Origin of the sequence: Caulobacter sp. S45, assembly GCF_009765965.1 — a bacterium.
Classification (GTDB): domain Bacteria; phylum Pseudomonadota; class Alphaproteobacteria; order Caulobacterales; family Caulobacteraceae; genus CAHJWH01.
In genome coordinates this window covers 259676-278788 of record NZ_LMUL01000010.1, presented here as the reverse complement: position 1 = coordinate 278788, position 19113 = coordinate 259676, and the positions used below count along the sequence as shown (strand labels likewise).

16 protein-coding genes are annotated in these 19113 nt (G+C 67.6%); 5 read left to right on the top strand and 11 right to left on the bottom strand.

What is annotated here, in order from left to right; all coding sequences use genetic code 11:
• The first annotated feature begins 20 nt into the window (after positions 1 to 20).
• From GSQ87_RS05800 to GSQ87_RS05790, 3 genes are all read left to right on the top strand, one after another.
• Positions 21 to 965: an AEC family transporter gene (locus tag GSQ87_RS05800; RefSeq protein ID WP_158914186.1), complete on the top strand. Its 945-nt coding sequence runs from the start codon at positions 21 to 23 to the stop codon at positions 963 to 965.
• A 40-nt stretch (positions 966 to 1005) separates the two neighbouring features.
• The gene (locus GSQ87_RS05795; protein WP_158914183.1) at positions 1006 to 1941 is read left to right on the top strand and encodes an acyltransferase domain-containing protein; all 936 of its coding nucleotides are present in this window, start codon (positions 1006 to 1008) and stop codon (positions 1939 to 1941) included.
• Positions 1942 to 2098: 157 nt separating this feature from the next.
• The gene (locus tag GSQ87_RS05790; protein WP_216839038.1) at positions 2099 to 2872 is read left to right on the top strand and encodes an alpha/beta fold hydrolase; all 774 of its coding nucleotides are present in this window, start codon (positions 2099 to 2101) and stop codon (positions 2870 to 2872) included.
• Positions 2873 to 2919: 47 nt separating this feature from the next.
• On the opposite strand, the gene katG is transcribed toward GSQ87_RS05790, so the two are convergent.
• From katG to GSQ87_RS05775, 3 genes are all read right to left on the bottom strand, one after another.
• Positions 2920 to 5154 carry a catalase/peroxidase HPI gene (katG, locus tag GSQ87_RS05785; protein WP_158914179.1) on the bottom strand — a complete coding sequence of 745 codons (2235 nt, stop codon included), beginning with the start codon at positions 5152 to 5154 and terminating at the stop codon, positions 2920 to 2922.
• Between the two features lie 69 nt (positions 5155 to 5223).
• Positions 5224 to 6648 (bottom strand): aldehyde dehydrogenase family protein, encoded by a 1425-nt coding sequence (locus GSQ87_RS05780; RefSeq protein ID WP_158914177.1) that lies wholly within the window; start codon positions 6646 to 6648, stop codon positions 5224 to 5226.
• A 212-nt stretch (positions 6649 to 6860) separates the two neighbouring features.
• Positions 6861 to 7760 carry an AraC family transcriptional regulator gene (locus tag GSQ87_RS05775; RefSeq protein ID WP_158914175.1) on the bottom strand — a complete coding sequence of 300 codons (900 nt, stop codon included), beginning with the start codon at positions 7758 to 7760 and terminating at the stop codon, positions 6861 to 6863.
• A gap of 167 nt (positions 7761 to 7927) precedes the next feature.
• Between GSQ87_RS05775 and GSQ87_RS05770 the strand changes: the two genes are divergently transcribed.
• Positions 7928 to 8683: an alpha/beta fold hydrolase gene (locus GSQ87_RS05770; protein WP_174241402.1), complete on the top strand. Its 756-nt coding sequence runs from the start codon at positions 7928 to 7930 to the stop codon at positions 8681 to 8683.
• Positions 8684 to 8774: 91 nt separating this feature from the next.
• Positions 8775 to 9362, top strand: a complete 588-nt coding sequence (locus GSQ87_RS05765) for a DUF308 domain-containing protein (RefSeq protein WP_158914173.1) — start codon at positions 8775 to 8777, stop codon at positions 9360 to 9362.
• Between the two features lie 195 nt (positions 9363 to 9557).
• Here the strand turns inward: GSQ87_RS05765 and GSQ87_RS05760 are convergent, their stop codons facing one another.
• The 8 genes from GSQ87_RS05760 to GSQ87_RS05725 form a co-directional block, all read right to left on the bottom strand.
• Entirely contained in the window at positions 9558 to 11891 is a 2334-nt protein-coding gene (locus GSQ87_RS05760) for a TonB-dependent receptor (RefSeq protein ID WP_158914171.1), read from the bottom strand.
• Between the two features lie 251 nt (positions 11892 to 12142).
• Entirely contained in the window at positions 12143 to 12991 is an 849-nt protein-coding gene (locus tag GSQ87_RS05755; RefSeq protein WP_158914169.1) for a nitroreductase family protein, read from the bottom strand.
• A gap of 25 nt (positions 12992 to 13016) precedes the next feature.
• A complete protein-coding gene (locus GSQ87_RS05750; RefSeq protein WP_158914167.1) occupies positions 13017 to 14381 on the bottom strand; it encodes an LLM class flavin-dependent oxidoreductase in 1365 nt (454 codons plus the stop codon).
• Positions 14378 to 15112 (bottom strand): ABC transporter ATP-binding protein, encoded by a 735-nt coding sequence (locus GSQ87_RS05745; protein WP_158914165.1) that lies wholly within the window; start codon positions 15110 to 15112, stop codon positions 14378 to 14380. Before GSQ87_RS05745 ends, GSQ87_RS05750 begins: the two co-directional genes overlap by 4 nt.
• The gene (locus GSQ87_RS05740) at positions 15109 to 15978 is read right to left on the bottom strand and encodes an ABC transporter permease (RefSeq protein ID WP_158914163.1); all 870 of its coding nucleotides are present in this window, start codon (positions 15976 to 15978) and stop codon (positions 15109 to 15111) included. The genes GSQ87_RS05745 and GSQ87_RS05740 overlap by 4 nt, the downstream gene beginning before the upstream one ends.
• Complete coding sequence (locus tag GSQ87_RS05735) at positions 15975 to 17117, bottom strand: ABC transporter substrate-binding protein (protein ID WP_158914161.1); 1143 nt, start codon at positions 17115 to 17117, stop codon at positions 15975 to 15977. The genes GSQ87_RS05740 and GSQ87_RS05735 overlap by 4 nt, the downstream gene beginning before the upstream one ends.
• Positions 17117 to 18100, bottom strand: a complete 984-nt coding sequence (locus GSQ87_RS05730; RefSeq protein WP_158914159.1) for a TauD/TfdA family dioxygenase — start codon at positions 18098 to 18100, stop codon at positions 17117 to 17119. Before GSQ87_RS05730 ends, GSQ87_RS05735 begins: the two co-directional genes overlap by 1 nt.
• A gap of 33 nt (positions 18101 to 18133) precedes the next feature.
• Entirely contained in the window at positions 18134 to 19039 is a 906-nt protein-coding gene (locus GSQ87_RS05725; RefSeq protein ID WP_254062750.1) for an aldo/keto reductase, read from the bottom strand.
• Positions 19040 to 19113: the final 74 nt, after the last annotated feature.

The window sequence follows — 19113 nt, the reverse complement described above, 5'->3', positions numbered from 1 at the left end:
GTTGCCGAGGAGCGCCGGCGATGATCGAGATCATAGCGCGAGCCCTTGTCCCGATCTTCTTTGTGATCGGCCTGGGTTATTTCGCCGGTAAGCGCCGGGCGATCGACAACCATCATGTCGGCGAGCTGAACGCGCTGGTCATGCAGTTCGCTCTGCCCGCGTCCCTGTTCGTCGCCACCGCGAGCACGCCGCGCGCCAAGATGCTGGGCGAAGGAAGCCTCTTCCTCGTGCTGGGTCTGGTCATGATGGCGCTCTACGCCGCGTGGTACGGGCTGGTGCGCAGCCGAGGCAAGGCGACACGGCAGGAGGCCGCCGTCCAGGCGCTCACGGTGTCGCTGCCGAACTACGCGGCCGCCGGCTTGCCGATCATCCTGGCCGTGGTGGGACCGGCCGGCGCGGTCCATGTCGCGGTCGCCATCGCCGCCGGCTCCATGCTGCCGTCCCCGGTGACCCTGTTCATCCTGGAACTGGCCCAGCCGAACGAAGGCGGCGGCGCGCGCCGGGCGCTGGTCGGCAAGGCGCTTTCGCGAGCCCTGCTCAAGCCGATCGTCCTGGCGCCTCTGGCGGGCACGGCGGTCTCGCTGAGCGGGTTGCATCTCGACGCCCTGGTGGCCTCGTCGCTGCAGTTGATCGGCGTCGCGGCCGGCGGGGTCGCGCTGTTCCTGACCGGGCTCGTCCTGTCGTCCCAGCCGTTCCGGTTCGACCTGCGGGTGGTCGCCGCCATCCTGGCCGGCAACGTCCTCAAGCCCGCCCTGATCTGGGCCCTGACCCTTTTGATCCCCATGCCGCCCGACCTCGCCAAGGCGGCGATCCTCCTGTCCGCCTTGCCGGCGGGGTTCTTCGGCATCCTGTTCGGGGTCAATTATCGCACCGCCTCCCTTGAGGCCGGCTCGACGGTGATCGCCAGCACGGTGTTCAGCGTGGCGACCCTGGGCGGGCTGATCGCCCTGCTCTATCCCAGATGAAGATCGCCGCCGTCGCGCACCCTGGTCGAGAGGCCCTCACGTGAGCCTGGCCTTGCTCTGCTCGGGCCAGGGGCGCCAGGCGCGCGGGATGTTCGCCCTGTTCGACGGCGCCGACGCCGCACAGCCCGTGTTCGACGCCGCGGCTTCGGTGCTGGGCGCCGATCCACGCGCGCTGGTGGCCGAGGCGGACGAGGCGACGCTGCACAACAACCGCATAGGCCAGATCCTCTGCGTGACCCGGGCGCTCGCGGCGGCGGCCTGCCTCGAACTGGATAGCCCGCTCCTGATCGCGGGCTACAGCGTCGGCGAGATGGCCGCGTGGGGTGTTGCGGGTCTCTGGTCCGCCGAGGAGACCATTCGGCTGACGGCGATCCGAGCCGAGCTGATGGACCAGGCGGACAGCGGTGGCGGGGGGCTCGGCTTCATCCGCGGCCTGGATCGCAAAGCCGTCGAGCCGCTGGTCGCCGACCACCGCTGCGCGATCGCGATCGCAAACCCCGACCGGCTGTTTGTGATCGGCGGCGCGCGCGCCGATGTGGCCGCATGTTGCGCCCAGGCGCTGGTGGTCGGGGCGGCGAGCGCCCGGCCGCTGGCCGTGAATGTCGCGTCCCACACGCCGCGGCTATCCTCGGCGGTCGAGCCTTTCGAGGCGGTGCTGTCGCGCTCGGTTCCAGCCAGGATCATCAAGGGTCGCACCCTCCTCGGTGCGAGCGACGGCGCCGTCGTCTACAGCCTAGCTCGGGGCGCGCCCGGTCTCGCCCGGCAGCTGGCGCATACGGTCGATTGGGCCGGAACCCTGGCGGCCCTGGTCGAACGCGGCGCGGATCGCATATTCGAGCTGGGTCCCGGCGGCGCCTTGAGGGACATGATGCGCGGCGCCTATCCAACGCTTCCCGTCCGCGCGCTCGACGACTTCCAAACCCTGGCGGGCGCCCGCGCGTGGCTGACGCCGGCAATTGGGCCGGGTGGGGCGTAAGCAAGCCGGCGAGCCTTCGTCACCCCGGCGCGACACCGGCCTCTCCCGTGCCTGCAAAAGAACAGGATTCGCGTCGATGAGGTATACTTGCCCCGGTGGCCGCGTCCCTCAAACCCCCGCCAGGCTCTCCTGCAAAAGAGGAAAATGGATCATGATGATGAACAGGCGTAGCCTCTGCGCTACCGTGATCGCCGGCGCCGCCGCGTCGCTGGTCTCCACCCGCGGCATGGCCGCAACGCCCGCTCCGGCAAGGGCGCGCAACGTCGTGCTCGTGCACGGACTGTTCGCCGACGGGTCATGCTGGTCCGAGGTGATCGCTCGATTGCAGGCGGCTGGGCTCAACGCTACCGCCGTGCAGAACCCCCTGACGACCTTGCCCGAGGCGGTGGCCTCGGCGCAGCGCGTACTGGATCGGCAGGACGGACCCACCGTGCTGGTCGGGCATTCCTTCTCGGGGATGATCGTCACCGAAGCCGGCGTGCATCCGAAGGTCTCGGCCCTGGTCTATGTGGCGGCGCGCGCGCCGGACGCGGGCGAGGACTACACGGCGCTGGCCAAGAAGTTCCCGACCCCTCCCGCATCCGCCGGGATCGTCTTCGACGGCGACGAGGGACGGCTGACCGAGGCGGCGTTCCTGCGCGATTTCGCGGGCGACCTGCCGCAAGCCAAGGCGAAGGTGCTCTACGCCGTCCAGGAACCGTTCCACAAGGCGCTGCTCGCCGGCAAGACCACGCATGCGGCCTGGCGCTCGAAGCCGAGCTTCTACGCGGTCTCGACCGAAGATCGCACGATCAACCCGGATCTCGAACGCTTCATGGCCAAGCGCATGGGCGCTAAGACCATCGAACTCAAGTCCAGCCACCTGTCCCTGATCTCCCACCCGGACGAGATCGCACGCCTGATCCTGCAGGCCGCCGGACACACCGCATAGTGGAATGGCCGGCTTCGAAGGACGCCCCTTCGAAACCGGCCTCAACGTCAGGCGAGATCGAAGCGGTCGAGGTTCATCACCTTGGTCCAGGCCGCCACGAAGGCGGCGACGAAGGCCGGGCCCGCGTCGTCGGTCGCATAGGCCTCCGACAGCGCGCGAAGCTGGGAGTTCGACCCGAAGATCAGATCGACCCGGCTCCCGGCCCATCTCTGCTCGCCGGTGGCGCGGTCCTTGGCCACGAACACCCCGTCGCCATCCGCCGACGCCTCCCACTTCATCGTGAAGCTGGTCTTGAGCAGGTTGACGAAGAAGTCGTTGGTCAGGGTCTCCGGCCGGTCGGTGAAGACGCCGAGCCTGGACTGGCCGACATTGGCGCCCAGCACCCGCAGCCCGCCCACCAGCACCGTCATCTCGGGCGCGGTCAGCGTCAGCAGGTGCGCGCGGTCGACCAGCATCTCCTCCGCCGACCAAGCCTGTTCGCCGCCGACATAGTTGCGGAAGCCGTCGACCTTGGGCTCGAGCGGCGCGAAGGAGTCGATATCGGTCTGCTCCTGGGACGCATCGGCCCGCCCCGGGGTGAACGGAACCGTCACGGCGTGACCGGCCTTCTTCGCCGCCGCCTCGACCGCCGCGCAGCCGCCCAGCACGATCAGGTCGGCGAGGGACACCGCCTTGCCGCCCGACTGCGCGCCGTTGAACGCCGCCTGGATCGCCTCCAGCTTGGCCAGGGCCTGCGATAGCTGCCCCGGCTCGTTGACCGCCCAGTCCTTCTGCGGCGCCAGGCGGATGCGGGCGCCGTTGGCGCCGCCGCGCTTGTCCGAACCGCGGAAGCTCGAGGCCGAGGCCCAGGCGGTCGACACCAACCGCGAGATCGATAGCCCGGACTCCAGGACCTTCGCCTTCAGCGCCGCGATATCGGCGGCGTCGATCAGGGCGTGCGCGACGGCGGGGATCGGGTCCTGCCAAAGGCGCGGCTCGTGCGGCGCCTCGGGCCCGAGCAGGCGGACATGGGGACCCATGTCGCGGTGGGTCAGCTTGTACCAGGCCTCGGCGAAGGCGTGGGCGAACTGATCCGGATGCTCGTGGAAGCGCCGCGAGATCTGTTCGTAGGCAGGATCGAAGCGCAGGGCGAGGTCGGTGGTCAGCATCGCGGGCGCGTGGCGCTTGGAGGCGTCGTGGGCGTCCGGCACGCTGTCGGCCGGGTCGAAGCCCTTCGGCGTCCACTGGTGGGCGCCCGCCGGGCTCTTGGTCAGCTCCCACTCGTACTTGAACAGGTTGTCGAAGAAGTGGTTGCTCCACTGGGTCGGGGTCGGGCTCCAGGTGACTTCGAGCCCGCTGGTGATGGCGTGGACCCCGGCGCCGTCGCCGAAGGTGTTCTTCCAGCCGAGCCCCTGCTGCTCGATCGGCGCACCCTCTGGCTCGGGACCGACATACTGGCTCGGGTCGGCCGCGCCGTGGGTCTTGCCGAAGGTGTGGCCGCCGGCGATCAGGGCGACGGTCTCCTCGTCGTTCATCGCCATGCGCGCGAAGGTCTCGCGGATGTCGCGCGCCGAGGCCAGCGGATCGGGCACGCCATTGGGGCCCTCGGGATTGACGTAGATCAGCCCCATCTGCACGGCGGCCAGGGGATTGGCCAGGTCGCGCTCGCCGCTGTAGCGCTTGTCCCCGCCCAGCCACTCGCGTTCGGGGCCCCAGTTGATGTCGTTCTCGGGCTCCCAGACGTCCTTGCGCCCACCGCCGAACCCGGCGGTCTTGAAGCCCATGGACTCCAGCGCGCAGTTGCCGGTCAGGATCAGCAGGTCCGCCCAGGACAGCTTGCGACCGTACTTCTGCTTGATCGGCCACAGCAGCAGGCGCGCCTTGTCGAGGTTGGCGTTGTCGGGCCAGCTGTTGAGCGGGGCGAACCGCTGCGCGCCGGCCCCCGCCCCGCCCCGGCCGTCGCCGATACGGTAGGTGCCCGCGCTGTGCCACGCCATGCGGATGAACAGCGGGCCATAGTGGCCGAAGTCCGCCGGCCACCAGGGCTGCGACGTGGTCATCAACGCGAAGATGTCGGCCTTGACCGCGTGTAGATCCAAGCCCTTGAACGCCTGCGCATAGTCGAACGCCTCGCCCATCGGGTCGCCCGCGGGCGGGTTCTGATGCAGGACCGACAGATCGAGCTGGTTCGGCCACCACAGCCGGTTGGTCATTTCGAAGAGGACGGCGTTACCGTCCACCTTGCCGCCGTCCATGGGGCACTTGCCCTGCCCCGTCGCATTGGTGAGGTTTTCGTCGCTCATGACCCGTTCCAATCTTTGACCGCTGCAGGACGACTATACCGCCGATCTGCCGATCTGCCGACCCAGCCGCTACATCGGGAGGGCGCCCAGCAGGGCCTTCGGCTCGAGATAGGCTTGCAGCCCGAAGACGCCGTATTCGCGGCCAATGCCCGATTGCTTGACCCCGCCGAACGGCACGGAAGGATCGTGCGGCGCGCCGTTTATGACGACACGCCCGGCCTCGAGCTGGCGCGCCACCGCCGTCGCCCGCACCGGGTTGGAGGAGATGACATAGGCCTGCAACCCATAGGTCGTGTCGTTGGCGATCGAAATGGCTTGCGCCTCGTCCTCATAGGTCATCAGGCACAGCACCGGGCCGAAGATCTCCTCCCTGGCGATCGTCATGTCGTTGGTGACATCGGCGAAGACGGTCGGCCTCACGAAGTAGCCGCCGAGCCCGTCGGGATGGCCTTCGCCGCCGGCGACGACCCTCGCCCCGGCCTCGACGCCGCGCCGGATGTAGCGCTGGACCCGCTCGTACTGCGCCTGACTCACCATCGGGCCGATGGTCGTACCGGCGTCGCGCGGGTCGCCGGCCCTTACGTTCCCAAGGGCGATCTTCGTCGCGGCGATCGCCTCATCGAGCCGCGAGGCCGGCACGAGGATACGAGAGCCGGCGATGCAGGCCTGACCGCTGTTCGCGAAGCCGGCCTCGAGCGCCAGAGGAATCGCCTTGGCGAAGTCGGCGTCGTCGAGGATCACCGTGGGCGACTTGCCGCCGAGTTCCAAGGTCACGCGCTTCAGCGTGTCGGCGGCGGCGCGCAGGATCGCCTTGCCGACGGCGGTCGAGCCGGTGAAGGAAATCTTGGATATGTCGGGGTTTGCGGTGATTTCTGCGCCCACAACCTCGCCCCGTCCATTGACGACGTTGAACAGGCCGGCAGGCGCGCCCGCCGCGTGCAGCGCTTCAAGCACGACCTGCGTCTGGGCCGCACTCATTTCGCTGGGCTTGATCACCACCGTGCATCCAGCCGCCAGCGCATAGGCGAGTTTGTTGCAGATGAAGCCGGCGTCGCTGTTCCAGGGTGTGATCAACCCGACCACGCCGACGGGCTCCATGATGACCTCCGCCGTGCCGATCCGTTGTGTCAGGTCGAAATCTTCCAGGGTGCGCGCTGCGTCCAGGAAGCTGTTGGATGCGTGCGCCGCCATCCAGGCCGCTCGGGAGATGGGGGCGCCGTATTCCAGGATGATCGCATCCAGCAGGGCGGCTTTCCTGGCCTCCATCGCTTCGTGAAGGCGATGCAAAAGGGCGATGCGCTCCGCCTTCGTGCTTCGCGACCATAACGGGAAAGCCCGTTTCGCGGCGGCGATGGCGGCTCGCGTATCCTCGACATCTCCCAGCCTGACACGACCGAACACCTCCCCGGTCGCCGGGTTATGGAGATCGAACAGTTCGGTTCCGTGCGGCTCAACGAACCGGCCGTCCATGTAGATGTGGGTGATCAGTTGCATCTCTGCTCTCCGGGCCGTCGCCGCCGCGTCGGATATGGGCCCGGGGAACGCCTGGATTAATCTGCATTATCCTTCATGGAGTGATGCAGAAATCCGGATAATGAGAAAGACGGGAATCGTGGAGCTCGAGGCGGCGACGGCCGTCGCCAGAACTGAACTATATCCATAGTCACCTTTGGTGTTTGATCATGGATTTGGCGAGTGGATCACCTCTATCGATCAGTATCTTTTCGCAATCTGTAATCGACCCGCGGCGAGTGGCCGAATAACGTCTTATAGGCGCGACTGAAGGCGGCCTCCGACTCGTAACCGATGCTGAGCCCGATTTCGCCGACCCGCGCGTCGCGCTTGGCCAGCAGGTCCCGCGCCAGCGCCAGGCGCCACTCGTTGTGGTAGCGCAGCGGCGAACGGCCCACCAAGGCGGTGAAACGCTCGCAAAAGCTGGAGCGGGACATGCCTGCAATGGCCGCGAGGGTCTCGATGCTCCACCGCTGCATGGGCCGCTCGTGAATGGCCTTCAGCGCGCTTGCGATGCGCGCATCGGCAAGGCCGCCCAGCCATCCGGAAGCGGGTCCTTGATGAATCCAGGTCCGCAAGGTGCGGATGACCACCAGGTCGATCAGCCGGGAGACCATCAGGGCGGCGCCCGGCTGGATATCGCCGGCCTCGATCATCAGGAAATGCACGATCCCCTCAAGCCAACCCGCGCCCTCCGCCCGTCGAATATGGATGCATTTGGGTAGGGCCGACACCATGCCCCGAAGGCTGTCCGGATCGAAGCGGAAGCGGCAAAGAACCAGGGTCGCCGGGACGCCCGAGGCCGCCAATCGCAGGCCGCCCGCGCCATGCGGCAGCATCACCAGATCGCCCGTGTCGATGACCAACGGTTGGTGCTCATCGCCCTCGATGTGCAGGACGCCCTGCGTCACGACGCAGACGTGCGCGGCCCCGGCTTCGAGTTCCAAGCGGCCCTCCGGGGCGAGGGCATGGGAATAGACCCGGTCTCCCGTGAGACGGATTTGCGCCAGCACGTGGGACAGCAGATCGGTCGACGCGGAACTGCCGATTTCTATTTCCGGACGAATGGTCAAGTTTTCCGGTTGTTCGGTCATGGCCCAGATTGTCCCGACGGATCTATCAATACGCCGTACCGAGTGCGCAACCACAAGGCAATACGCACTTCCTACAGGAAACCGTAGTCGCTCTTTTTACGCCAGGCCCGTTCGGTTGGAAATGTTCCGATCTTCCGGCCTGCTCGCTGTCTTGAAAGGACAATCCAATGAAGATGCTTGCTGTCGGGGCCGCGCTCGCCACCGTTCTCGCGATTGGGGCTCCCATCGCCGCTTCCGCCGCCACCGCCCACAATGTGGTGCTCGTGCCCGGCGCCTTCACCGACAAGTCCAGCTGGGACAAGGTCGCCCACATCCTGCGCGCCAAGGGCTTCAAGGTCGCCGAAGTCGACATCCCGCTGACCTCGCTGGACGCCGACGTCGCCGCCACCCGCCAGGTGCTGGACGCCCAGAAGGGCGCGACCGTCCTGGTCGGCCATTCCTGGGGCGGCGTGGTGATCGGCGAAGTCGGCGACAGCCCCAAGGTCAAGGCCTTGGTCTACGTCTCGGCCTTCGCGCCCGACAAGGGAGAAACGCTGCAGGCGCTCACGAGCAACGGACCGCCGACCGAGGGCCTGAAGGCGGTTCGTCCGGACGCCAAGGGCTTCCTGTCCATCGATCCAACCGCTTACGCCCACGTCTTCGTCGGCGACATCCCGGCCGCGCAAGGCGAGGAACTGGCCCAGAAGCAGCGTCCGATCAACGGCGCCGCCTTCGCCGCCCCGGCCACCGTCGCGGCGTGGCATCTGAAGCCGACCTACTACGCGATCGCGGCCAACGACCTGATGGTGCCGCCGCAGGCCGAGGCCTTCTTCGCCAAGCGGATGAACGCCACGACCGTGACGCTGCAGTCCAGCCACGCGTCGCCGGTCTCGCACCCCGAAGAGGTCGCCGCCCTGATCGAACAGGCCGCCAAGGGAGAGTGATCCCGAGCCGGGCGACGGGAACTCGAACCCACCCGTCGTCCGGCGCCCCCTCACCGGCTCCCGCCATCCCAGCAGAAACAGGATCTTTGCTATGAACAGCCAAACATTCCCGCAGCCAGGGCGCGACGCAGCGTCCGGCTGGCTGAAGTCCTATTACTTCACCCGCGCCGCGGTCGCCGTGGTCTGGTTCGCCGCCGCCTTCACTGTCGGCAAGAGCTCCCCGCCGGCCGCAGCCGCGCTCCTGGTCGCCTATCCGGCTTGGGACGCCCTCGCCAATTTCGTCGACGCCCAGCGCAGCGGCGGGCTGAAGCTCAATCGCAGCCAGGCGTTCAATGTCGCCATCAGCACCCTCGCCACCATCGCGGTCGCCGCCGCCCTCACGCGAGGCCTGCATGCGGTGATGGCGGTGTTCGGGTCCTGGGCCATCCTCGCCGGCCTGTTCCAGCTCATCACCGGCGTGCGCCGGTGGAAGATCGGCGCGCAGTGGGCGATGATCCTGGCTGGGGGCCAGTCGGCGCTGGTCGGCGCCATCTTCATCAAACAGGCGATCGGAAGCGCAACCGTCGGCATCACCGATATCGCGCCGTATGCGGCGTTCGGCGCCTTGTACTTCCTCATTTCGGCCGTCTGGCTCACCGTCGCGCAAGCGCGTCGCCATGCCTCTGGAGGCGCCGCCTGATCCCCCCTCCGCATAAGGACCCCCGCCCTGGCGCCTATCAGACCTTCGATCCGAGCAGAATGACGAATCTGCTCTCGCGAAGGTCCGCCACGGGGGTCCGCCACGGCAGTCCGCCTTCCGCCGGCTCACCCCACTGACGCGACCCCCGTTTATCCTCCAGCCGCTACGCGCGTCCGGCGTTGATCTGGGCCCGGCTTAGAAGTGCGCACGCACGGTGACGCCATAGGTTCTAGGCGTTCCGATTTGCCCCCCGCTCCCGAACGTGCCGGCGCCGGGGATCGAGAGCGTGCTAAGATTGAGGAAGTAGATCTTGTTCAGTCCGTTCTCGACCCACGCCGCGATGTCGTATCGGCCGTCCCCGAACGTCGTGCCAACCCGTGCGTTCAAGAGCGGATACCCCGGGATGCGGGTATAGGGTCCATCGTCCACTGTGCCATAGGCGAAGGATCGATAAGAATACTGCCCCACGATGTAAGGTTGCAGTTGCTCGCCCAGATGGAAGCGATATTCGGCGAGCAGGTTGGCGATGTAGCGCGGCGCCTCGTACACGGGCCGGCCGGTCAGATTGCAGACCGAGGCGCCTCCGATCGGGCACGGCGCATTGGTGTAGGACGAATAGTGGGCGTCATTGTAGGAGCTATTGGCGCTGACCGTGAAGCCGGTGAACGGGGTGACGGTCAGTTCCGCCTCGATCCCGCGCGACAACACATTGCCGACATTGGCCAGATAGGATTTGGCGCCGTTGAGCGGAACGATGTTGGCCTGCAGGCCCGTCAGATCGGTCCAGAACCCGTCGAGGTTCAGCGTCACGCGGTGTTCGAACAGGGACTGCTTCAGCCCGACTTCCCAGTCTTTCACCTTCTCCGGTTGCAGCACCAAGGGCGTACCGTTGGCCACGGAGGCGTTCAGGTTGAGGCCCGCGGACTGATAGCCCGTGGAGTAGGACAGATAGACCAGGCTGTCGCGGGTCAGCTTGTAGGAGGCGCTGGCCAGCCACGAGACGTTCCCGTCGGATACGCTGACATTGTAATCGAATGGAATCGCCGTCGCCGTATAGGGCGTGCCGACATTGGATGTGTTGGTGATCCCATGCTTGTGGTCGTAGGTATATCTCAAGCCACCCGTGAGGGTCAGCTTATCGGTGACTTCGTAGTTGGCTTGGCCGAACGCGGCGGCGCTGTCGGTCACCGCGCGCGTATCACCGATATACTGGGAGCCGGTTCCGATTGACACCGCCGCGGCGGAGGGCGTCGCGGTGCGCAGGTAGTCGGTGTAGAAGGCGCCCGCCTGACTGCCGAACTGGTTGAGGACGTAGTGGTCGCGCAGGTTCTGGTCGAACAGGTAGACGCCCGCCTGCCAGCTGAAGCGACCCGGATTGGAGGCCAGGCGGAACTCCTGCGAATACTGCCAGTCGTGCGTATCGGCGACGTTCACCTGGATGATGTCGAGCGGGGTGTTGTCGCTGTCCTGGAGCGGGTTGAACATCCAGTACCGCTCGGCCGAGATCGAGGTGAAATTGCCCCAACCCAGGTTCCAATCCACCTCCGTCGACAGGGCGTACTGATTGGTGCGCATGTCCTGGGGCGAGTTGTTGGCTGTGCTGTTCAGGCTGGCGACCGGCGTATAGCCAAGTTCTCCGAAGGCCGTCAGGGTGCGCGCCGTGGCCGAGGTGATCGAGCCCGGAAGCACGGTCTTGATCGAGGACACGCAGCAGGTGTCGTTCTCGTTGGAGAACTCCCCGATGAACCTGACGCTGAGGTTCGAAGTCGGCGTGTATAGCAACTGCAACCGTCCGCCGTCGCGCCCGACGCTGTTGCCGGCCGAGCCTGTGGTGGTGTTGGGCAGGTAGCCGTTGCGATCGGTGTTGAACGCCGTCAGACGAAACGCCAGTATACCGTCGATCAACGGGCCGGTGATACTGAACCGTTCCTGGTTGTAGCCGTAATTTCCCACCGATGCTTCCGCGTCGGCCCCATAGTCGAAGCTCGGCTTCTTGGTGGCGACGTTCACCACGCCGGCTGCGGAGTTGCGCCCGAACAAGGTTCCCTGCGGCCCGCGGAGCACTTCGATCTGGTCGATGTCGATCAGGTCTTCCAGCGCCATGCCGGGTCGGCCCAGATAGACATTGTCGACATAGACGCCGACCGAGGTGTCCAGCCCATCCGAGGCTGAGGACACGCCGATGCCGCGGATGCCGATCGAGGAGTTGCGTGGGTTTGACTGATAGGCGGTGAAGCTCGGCGTCAAGGCTTGCAGGTCCTCAAGCGTGAAGGCGCCGGTCTGGTTCAAGGTCCTGGGCGTCACCACCGACAGGGCGATGGGCACGTCCTGCGCCTTCTCGGTCGTGCGCCGGGCGGTGACGACGACGTCGTCCACCGCCGCGGCCGGCGCAGACGCAGCGCCCGCCGCCGCGACGTTGTCTGCGGGAGCGGGAGCGGGAGCCGGAGCCGCGTCCGCCGCCTGAACCCCACTCGCCGCACACCAGGCGCCCAAGGCCGCCGTGCCCAGTAGCAATCGTTTGAAGTGCATCGTGTGTCCGCCTCTCGTCCCCGGTGGCGGACACAGTCGATCAGACTAGCTCGCCAATTCCCCTCGGGTCGGTAGGAATTAGATGCTGGCGGCCAACGACACAACCACAACAAACTTATCTCGCCTTCAGTTTTTCTGCCGAAAATCTTGCAACACGAACATCTATACATGCGAATATATAAAACACCACCACAGATCGCAATAATTCGGTCTATAATTCGAAAGACCGCACCAACTCCACGGCAGCTATACTACCGCAACTCGAAACCGAGATCTTGAAGGACCTCTCGCAGGACGTGGCGTCCCGCCATGCTGTCGGGGCCATGGGTGCGGGCGCAGGCCTGGTCGATCCAGTCCCGCTCCGCGAGCCCCTGCTCGCGCTGAAAGCTGCGCAGCGCCGGGCCATAGGTTTCCGCGGCGGCGCGCTGGACCGACGTCCAGCCGTAGGTTTCCTGGAACAGCACGGCTGGCTGCGGCAGTCTCGGCTTGACCGAGGCCGGCCGTTCCGGATCGGGCCGCCCCACGGTCAGGCCGAACAGCGGGAACACCTTGGGCGGCAGGTCGAGCTCGGCGGCCACCTCCGCCGGATGATTGCGGATGCCGCCGATGTAGCAGCCGCCGTAACCCAACGATTCCAGGGCCACCAATGCGTTTTGCGCGGCGAGGGAGGTGTCCACCGCGCCCAGCACAAAGGTCTCCAGGTAGTCGAGCGCCTTGCACTCCACGCCCCTGAGCCGTGCGAGCTGGGTCAGCCGATCGAAGTCGATCAACCAGACCAGCAACAACGGCGCCTCCACGATCTGGCGCTGCCCGCCGGCGAGCTGCGCCAGCCGGGCCTTGCGGTCCGGCTCCCGCACCGCCACCACCGACCAGACCTGCAGATTGGACGACGACGGCGCCGACTGAGCCGCCGCGATCAGGGTGGTCAGGACCTCGTCGGGAACCGGAGCCGAGGTGAAGGCGCGCACAGAACGATGCGCCAGCAACAGGTCCACCGTCGCATTCGACGCTAACGGCTCGGGTCCGTCGGCCTGGCGATAGCGCGCCCAGGCGCGAGGATCGATGTCGTCCGCGATATTGAAGGGAGCGATCTGGTTCATGGCTGATCTTCCGGCTTTGTCGAGATCAGGCGCTGACCGCCCGAGGGGCGTCGCGCAGCGCCAGGCTGTTCGGCGGTCGCGTCAGCCCGAGGTTCTCGCGCAGGCTCGCGCCCTCGTACTCCGTGCGGAACAAGCCTCGCGCCTGGAGCAGCGGAACCACCTGGTCCACGAAGTCATCGAGCCCCGCCGGCAGGGTCGGCGGCATGAGGTTGAAGCCGTCCGCAGCCCCCGTCTCGAACCAGTGCTGGATGGTGTCGGCGATCGTTTCGGGCGTGCCGACGACGGTCAGGTGGCCGCGGGCGGTGGAAATCTGGCGGTAGAGCTGGCGCAGCGTGGGGCGCTCCCGCTCGACCAAGTCCGACACCAGCTTCAGCCGGCTCTTGCTGCCGTTAGTGTCCGACGGCGGCGGCGGCGCCTTGTCGTCGAGGGAAAGGCCGGAAAGGTCCATGCCCTGGTAGTGACGGCGCAGGATCGACCAGGCGATCTCGGGAGCCACAAGCGCTTGAAGTTCCTCGTAATTGGCCTTGGCCTCGGCCTCGTCGCCGCCGAGCACCGGGAAGATGCCGGGCATGACCAGGAGACTGTCGGGCCGGCGGCCGTACCGGGTCATGCGGGCCTTCACGTCGGCGTAGAACTCGCGCGCGTCCTCGATCACCAAGTTGGCGGTGAAGATCACCTCGGCGGTCCGCGCGGCGAGTTCGCGACCCGGTTCGGAGGCTCCCGCCTGTACGATGACCGGATAGCCCTGCGGCGGACGACCGATGTTCAACGGCCCGCGCACCTGGAAGTGCGGCCCCACATGGGCCAGCAGGTGGAACTTGCCGGTGTCGAGGAAAACGCCCGAGGCGCGATCGCGCAGGAAGGCGTCGTCCTCGTAGGTGTCCCACAGGCCCTTGACCACGTCGATGTACTCTTCCGCGCGCTCGTAGCGCCTGGCATGGTCGAGGTGCTCGGTCTGGCTGAAGTTGGCCGAGACGTCGACGCCGGTAGTGACCACGTTCCAGCCCGCGCGCCCCCCGGAGAGCCAGTCGAGCGAGGCGAACTTTCGCGCCGTGGTGTAGGGGTCTTCGTAGGTGGTGCTGGAGGTGGCGACGAAGCCGACATGCCTTGTCACGACCGACAGCGCCGACCAGAGCGTCACGGGCTCGAAATAGGCCGCCTTGGCGTTCTGGCGGAAGGTCTCGGGGTCGGTGAAATCCGAATAGCCGCCGGGACTGTCGGCCACGAAGACGAGATCGAACTTGCCCCGCTCGGCGGTCTGCGCGAGCGCCTTGTAGTGGTCGAGGCTCAGGCCCGCGTCCGCCTGCGCCGTCGGATGCAGCCAGGCGGCGACGTGGTGGCCGGTGGCCTGCAAAAACGCCCCCAGGCGCAGCTTCCGTGTCCCGGTCATGCTTTGATTCTCTCGTGGCTGGCGGCTTGGGATGTCTCGACGCCAAGGAGCCCGAGGAACCGGCCGCGGAGCACGGCGGACGCTTCGCGGCGAGGGGCGCCCTCGGGCGGCAGCGCCACTCGGACGTCGGCGATCAGACGGCCGCCGTCGAGCACCACCACCCGGTCGGCCAGCTCGATCGCCTCGTCGACGTCGTGGGTGACGAGCAGGATCGCGGGGTTGTAGAGGTCGGACAGGCGGCGCAGCAGCACATGCATGCGGATGCGGGTCAGCGCATCGAGCGCCCCGAACGGCTCGTCGGCCAGCAGCAGGTCGGGCTGGCGCACCAGCGAGCGCGCGAGCGCCACCCGCTGTTGCTGACCTCCCGACAGCTCGTGCGGCCAGGCGTCCTCCAGCCCGTCGAGCTCCATCTCGGCCAAGGCCTTGCGGCCGCGCGCCCGCACGTCGGGCCCCTCCAGCCCGAGGATCACATTGTCCAGCACCCGCTTCCAGGGAAGCAGGCGCGCGTCCTGGAACACCACCGACAGGCGCGAGGGCGTGACCAGTTCCCCCTCGCCTTCGGCCTCGTGGTCGAGATCGGCGAGCGCGCGCAGCAGTGTGCTCTTGCCCGAACCGCTGCGACCGAGCAGGGCGACGAACTCGCCCCGGTGGATGTCGAGGTCCAGCCCGTTCAGCACGCCCTTGACGGCGAAGCGGCGCGTCAGGCCGCGCACGCGGACCACGACGCTCATTGACCCAACGTCCTTCTCCAGCCGAGCGCGCGCTTTTCCAGCAGGCGGACGCCGGCGTCGGAGCAGAAGCCGAGCAGGGCGTAGACCACCAGCCCCACCAGCATCACGTCGGACTGGGCGTAGTTGCGCGCCAGCGTCACCATGTAGCCGACGCCGCTGGTGGCGTTCAGCTGCTCGACCACCACCAGCGCCAGCCACGCGGAGGTCACGCCGAACCGCAGGCCGGTCAGGAAGCCCGGCAGGGCGGCCGGGACCACCACATGGCGCACGAACTGCCAGCGGCTGAGCCTTAGCGTCTCGGCCAGCTCCACCTGCTTCAGCTCGATGGCGCGGAGCGCGCTGTGGGTGTGCAGGTAGATCGGGAAGAAGACGGTGATCGCGATGGTGGCGACCTTCATCCCCTCCCCGATCCCGAACCACAGCACCATGAACGGGATCACCGCCAGGATCGGGATGCCGCGCTTCAACTGCACCACGCCGTCGATCACATAGCCGCCGAGGCGGTTGAGCCCAGAGACGAGCGCCAGCAGCACGCCGGCGGCGACGCCGAACACCAGGCCCGCGGCCGCCCGTCCGGCGGACACCGCAAGGTTCTCCTGCAGCCGGCCCTCGCGGATCAGCTCGACCGCCGTGGTCACAGCCGTCCAGGGCGCGGGCAGGATGCGCGTGTCGAGGAAGCCCGTGGCCGACAGCACCGACCAGTAGAGCAGAAGCAGCGCCGGCCCGATGATCCAGCCCCACCTTCGCGGCGCGCCGGGCGCCAAAGGGATGCGGCGCCGCTCGGCGACGGCGGACGAGGTCCGCGCGGCGGGTCGCCGCCGGACGTTGGCCTCGATCGTCGGCAAGGTGCGTATATCGATGGTCATGATCGACCTGCCTTGTCGGCCGGAGGGGAGGTCCGTGGCGGAGATCTCTCGCCGAGCTCCGTGCTGGCGGCGTCGCCCGCCAGCCGCTCGAAGCGGTGGTCGAACAGGGTGGCGGCGTCGAACCGCGGATGGCCCATCTGGGGCGCCATCAGATCGATCGCCGCCTGCTGGTAGGCGACCGCCCCCCTCCAGTCCTGGGGAATGACGATGTCGCCGGCCGCCTTCAGGATCAGCCTGGCGTCCGCCAGCTTCAGGCCCTGCTGCCGGACATAGTAGCCTTCGGCCAGCTCGTCGGGATGGGCCTGCTCCCAGGCCTGGGCCATGCCCCAATAGCGCACGAAGACCTTGAGCGCCGCCGCCTTGGCCGGATTCTGCAGCACCTCGACGGGCGTGTAGGCGACAAGCGCGTCGTCGCGAAAGGGCGGATGGGAGAGCGTCTTGGCGCCGTCGCTGGCGAACTTGCGCAGATACCGCTCCGAGATGATCCCACTGCCGAGCGGCGCCACGTCCACCACATTGCTGGCGAGCGAGGTGGTGTAGACGTCCCCGCCGATGCTGGAGGGCAGTTCCACCAGCCTCACCTCGCTGGTCTTCAGCCCCGCGGCCCTAAGGGTCTGCAGCACGATCTCGCTCTGGATCTGGCTTGGGCTGAAGGCGATGCGCTTGCCTTTCAGGTCCGCCAGGCTGTCCACCCCGCCCTTGGGCGCAACCCCCAGCACATAAGAGGGGTGGTCCAGCGGATCGCGCCGCTCGCGGAAGGCGATGATCTTCACCGGCAGGCCGACCCAGACGGCGTGGATCGGCGGCACGTTGGCCCCCAGGCCGACATCCAGCGCCCTGGCGTGGAAAGCCTCGGTGACCTCCGGGCCGCCGGTGATCTGGGCCCATTTGATGGTGAAGGGCAGCTGCTTGTCCCAGCCGTTGCGCTCGAACACCCACTGGGTGATCGGATCGCCGACCACCAGCGTGGTCCCGGGCGGGACCTTGTCCGGCAGCGGCGCCGACAGGGCGAGCCCCACCCCCGGACCCCCATGTCGCCGGTTGGGCGCGAAGGCGAACAGGAGCGCCACCGAGACGGCGACGAAGACCGCCAGGCCCGCGAAGCCCCTCGCCTCGCCCGTTTCCACCCGGCGGGGCATCAGCCCAGCACGTTGAACAGTTCGCCGTCCAGTGGACGGGAGACGAAGCCATCGGGGCCGACCGGCGGCTCGCCGGCGACGGTGATCCGGCGCACCGTGCGGGGCAGGTCGAAGTGGGCGTAGTCGATCGGACCGGCGTGGGCGACCGCCTGGTTGTCCCAGATCACCAGCGAGCCGGGCCGCCAGTGGAAGCGGACCTGGTATTCCGGCCGGGTCACTTCGCCGTAGAGCAGGTCGATCAGCGCCTGGCTCTCGCGCTCCTTCAAGCCGACGATGTGGCTGGTGGTGCCGGGATTGAGGAACAGCAGCTTCTCGCCCGTCTCCGGGTGAATCCGTACGAGGGGATGCAGCGAGGCGAACGGCCCCGGCGAGCGGCCGTCGCGCCGGGGCTTGCTGCTCCCTGCGGAGTCGTAGCTGCTGGTGCGGTGCACCGATTGCAGGCCGTCGACCAGGGTGCGGATCGCCGGCGACAGCCCCGCATAGGCCTCGATCAGGTTGGCGAACAGGGTGTCGCCGCCGAAGCGCGGAATCTCGACGCCGTAGAGGATCGAATAGCGGTTCGGATTGGCGACGAAGGTGATGTCGATATGCCAGCCCTTGTAGTCGCGCGGCGGCTGGCGGCTGGGAGGGGCGGCGTCGTTGGCGACGCGGCGCTTGCGGTAGTCCTCCACCGACCGCTCCCAGATCTCGGGATGGTCGTCCAGGCCCTCAGCGATTGGGTGGGCCGGGGTCAGGGGTCCGAAGGCGCGTCCCACCGCCTTCAGCTGATCGTTGGTGAGATCCTGGTCGCGGAAGAACACCACGCGCCAGTTGTGCAGCGCCTTGCGAATATCCGCCGCCGTCTCCGCGTCCAGCGGCTGGCTGAGGTCGACGCCGGAAATCTCCGCGCCGATGACCGGCGTGACCGGATCGACGGAGATGCGAGCGTAGCTGTGCGGGTCTTCAGCCCGGATGTCGCCCCGCAGGGCCTCGACGGCGCTCATGGCAAATCCTCTTGGTGAAATTTCGATCTGGGATCAGGCGGCGACGGGCTGCGCCGGCACCAGCTTCAGTTGCTCGGCCGGGTAGCGCTCACCCACGGTGGAGCCGAGGGGGAAGGCCGCCTCCAGCTCCGCCGCGCTGGCGGCATCGAGCGCGAGGTCGTTGGCGGCCCAGTTGGCTTCCAGGTGGGCGATGTGGCGGGTGCCGGGAATGGGGACGACGCCCTTGGACAGCACCCAGGCCAGGCTGACCTGGGCGGTGGTCGCGCCCAACCGCTGCGCCACGGCCGCGATCACCTCGCGCCGCCGGCCGTTGGCGGCGACCGCCTCGGGCTTGAACCGGGGATGGACGTGACGACGGTCGTCGGCGTCCACCACCTGGGAACCCGCCAGGAACCCGCGGCCGAGCGGGCTGTAGGCGACGAAGCCTATTCCAAGCTCGCGCGCCGTCGGCAGGATCTCGACTTCGACATCGCGGGTCCACAGCGAGTATTCGCTCTGCAAGGCGGTCAGCGGGTGCACGCCATGGGCGCGTCGCAGGCCGTCGGCGCTCGCCTCCGAAACCCCGACGCCGCCGATCTTGCCCTCGCCCTGCAGCCGGCCGAGCTCGCCGACGGACTCCTCGATCGGGATCGAGGGATCGACCCGGTGCAGATAGTAGAGGTCGATGTGATCCAGCCCGAGCCGCTTCAGGCTCGCCTCGACGGCGTCCCGGGCTCGGATCGGCGGCGCGTCCGAGCCGTGGGGGCGATGGATGAACTTGCTGGCCACCACCAGCCCGTCTCGCCGGTCCCGCAGGGCCCGGCCCAGAAGCGCCTCGTTGTGGCCCGATCCATAGCCGGTCGCGGTGTCGAAGAAGGTTATGCCGAGGTCTATCGCCCTATGCAGGGTCTTGATCGAGGCTTCGTCTTCGGCGCGCCCGTAGACGCTGGACAAGCCCATGGCGCCATATCCCTGACGACTGACGCTGAGGGGTCCAAATACTGGCATGGTCGCTTCCAAAGCTGGCGCTCGAT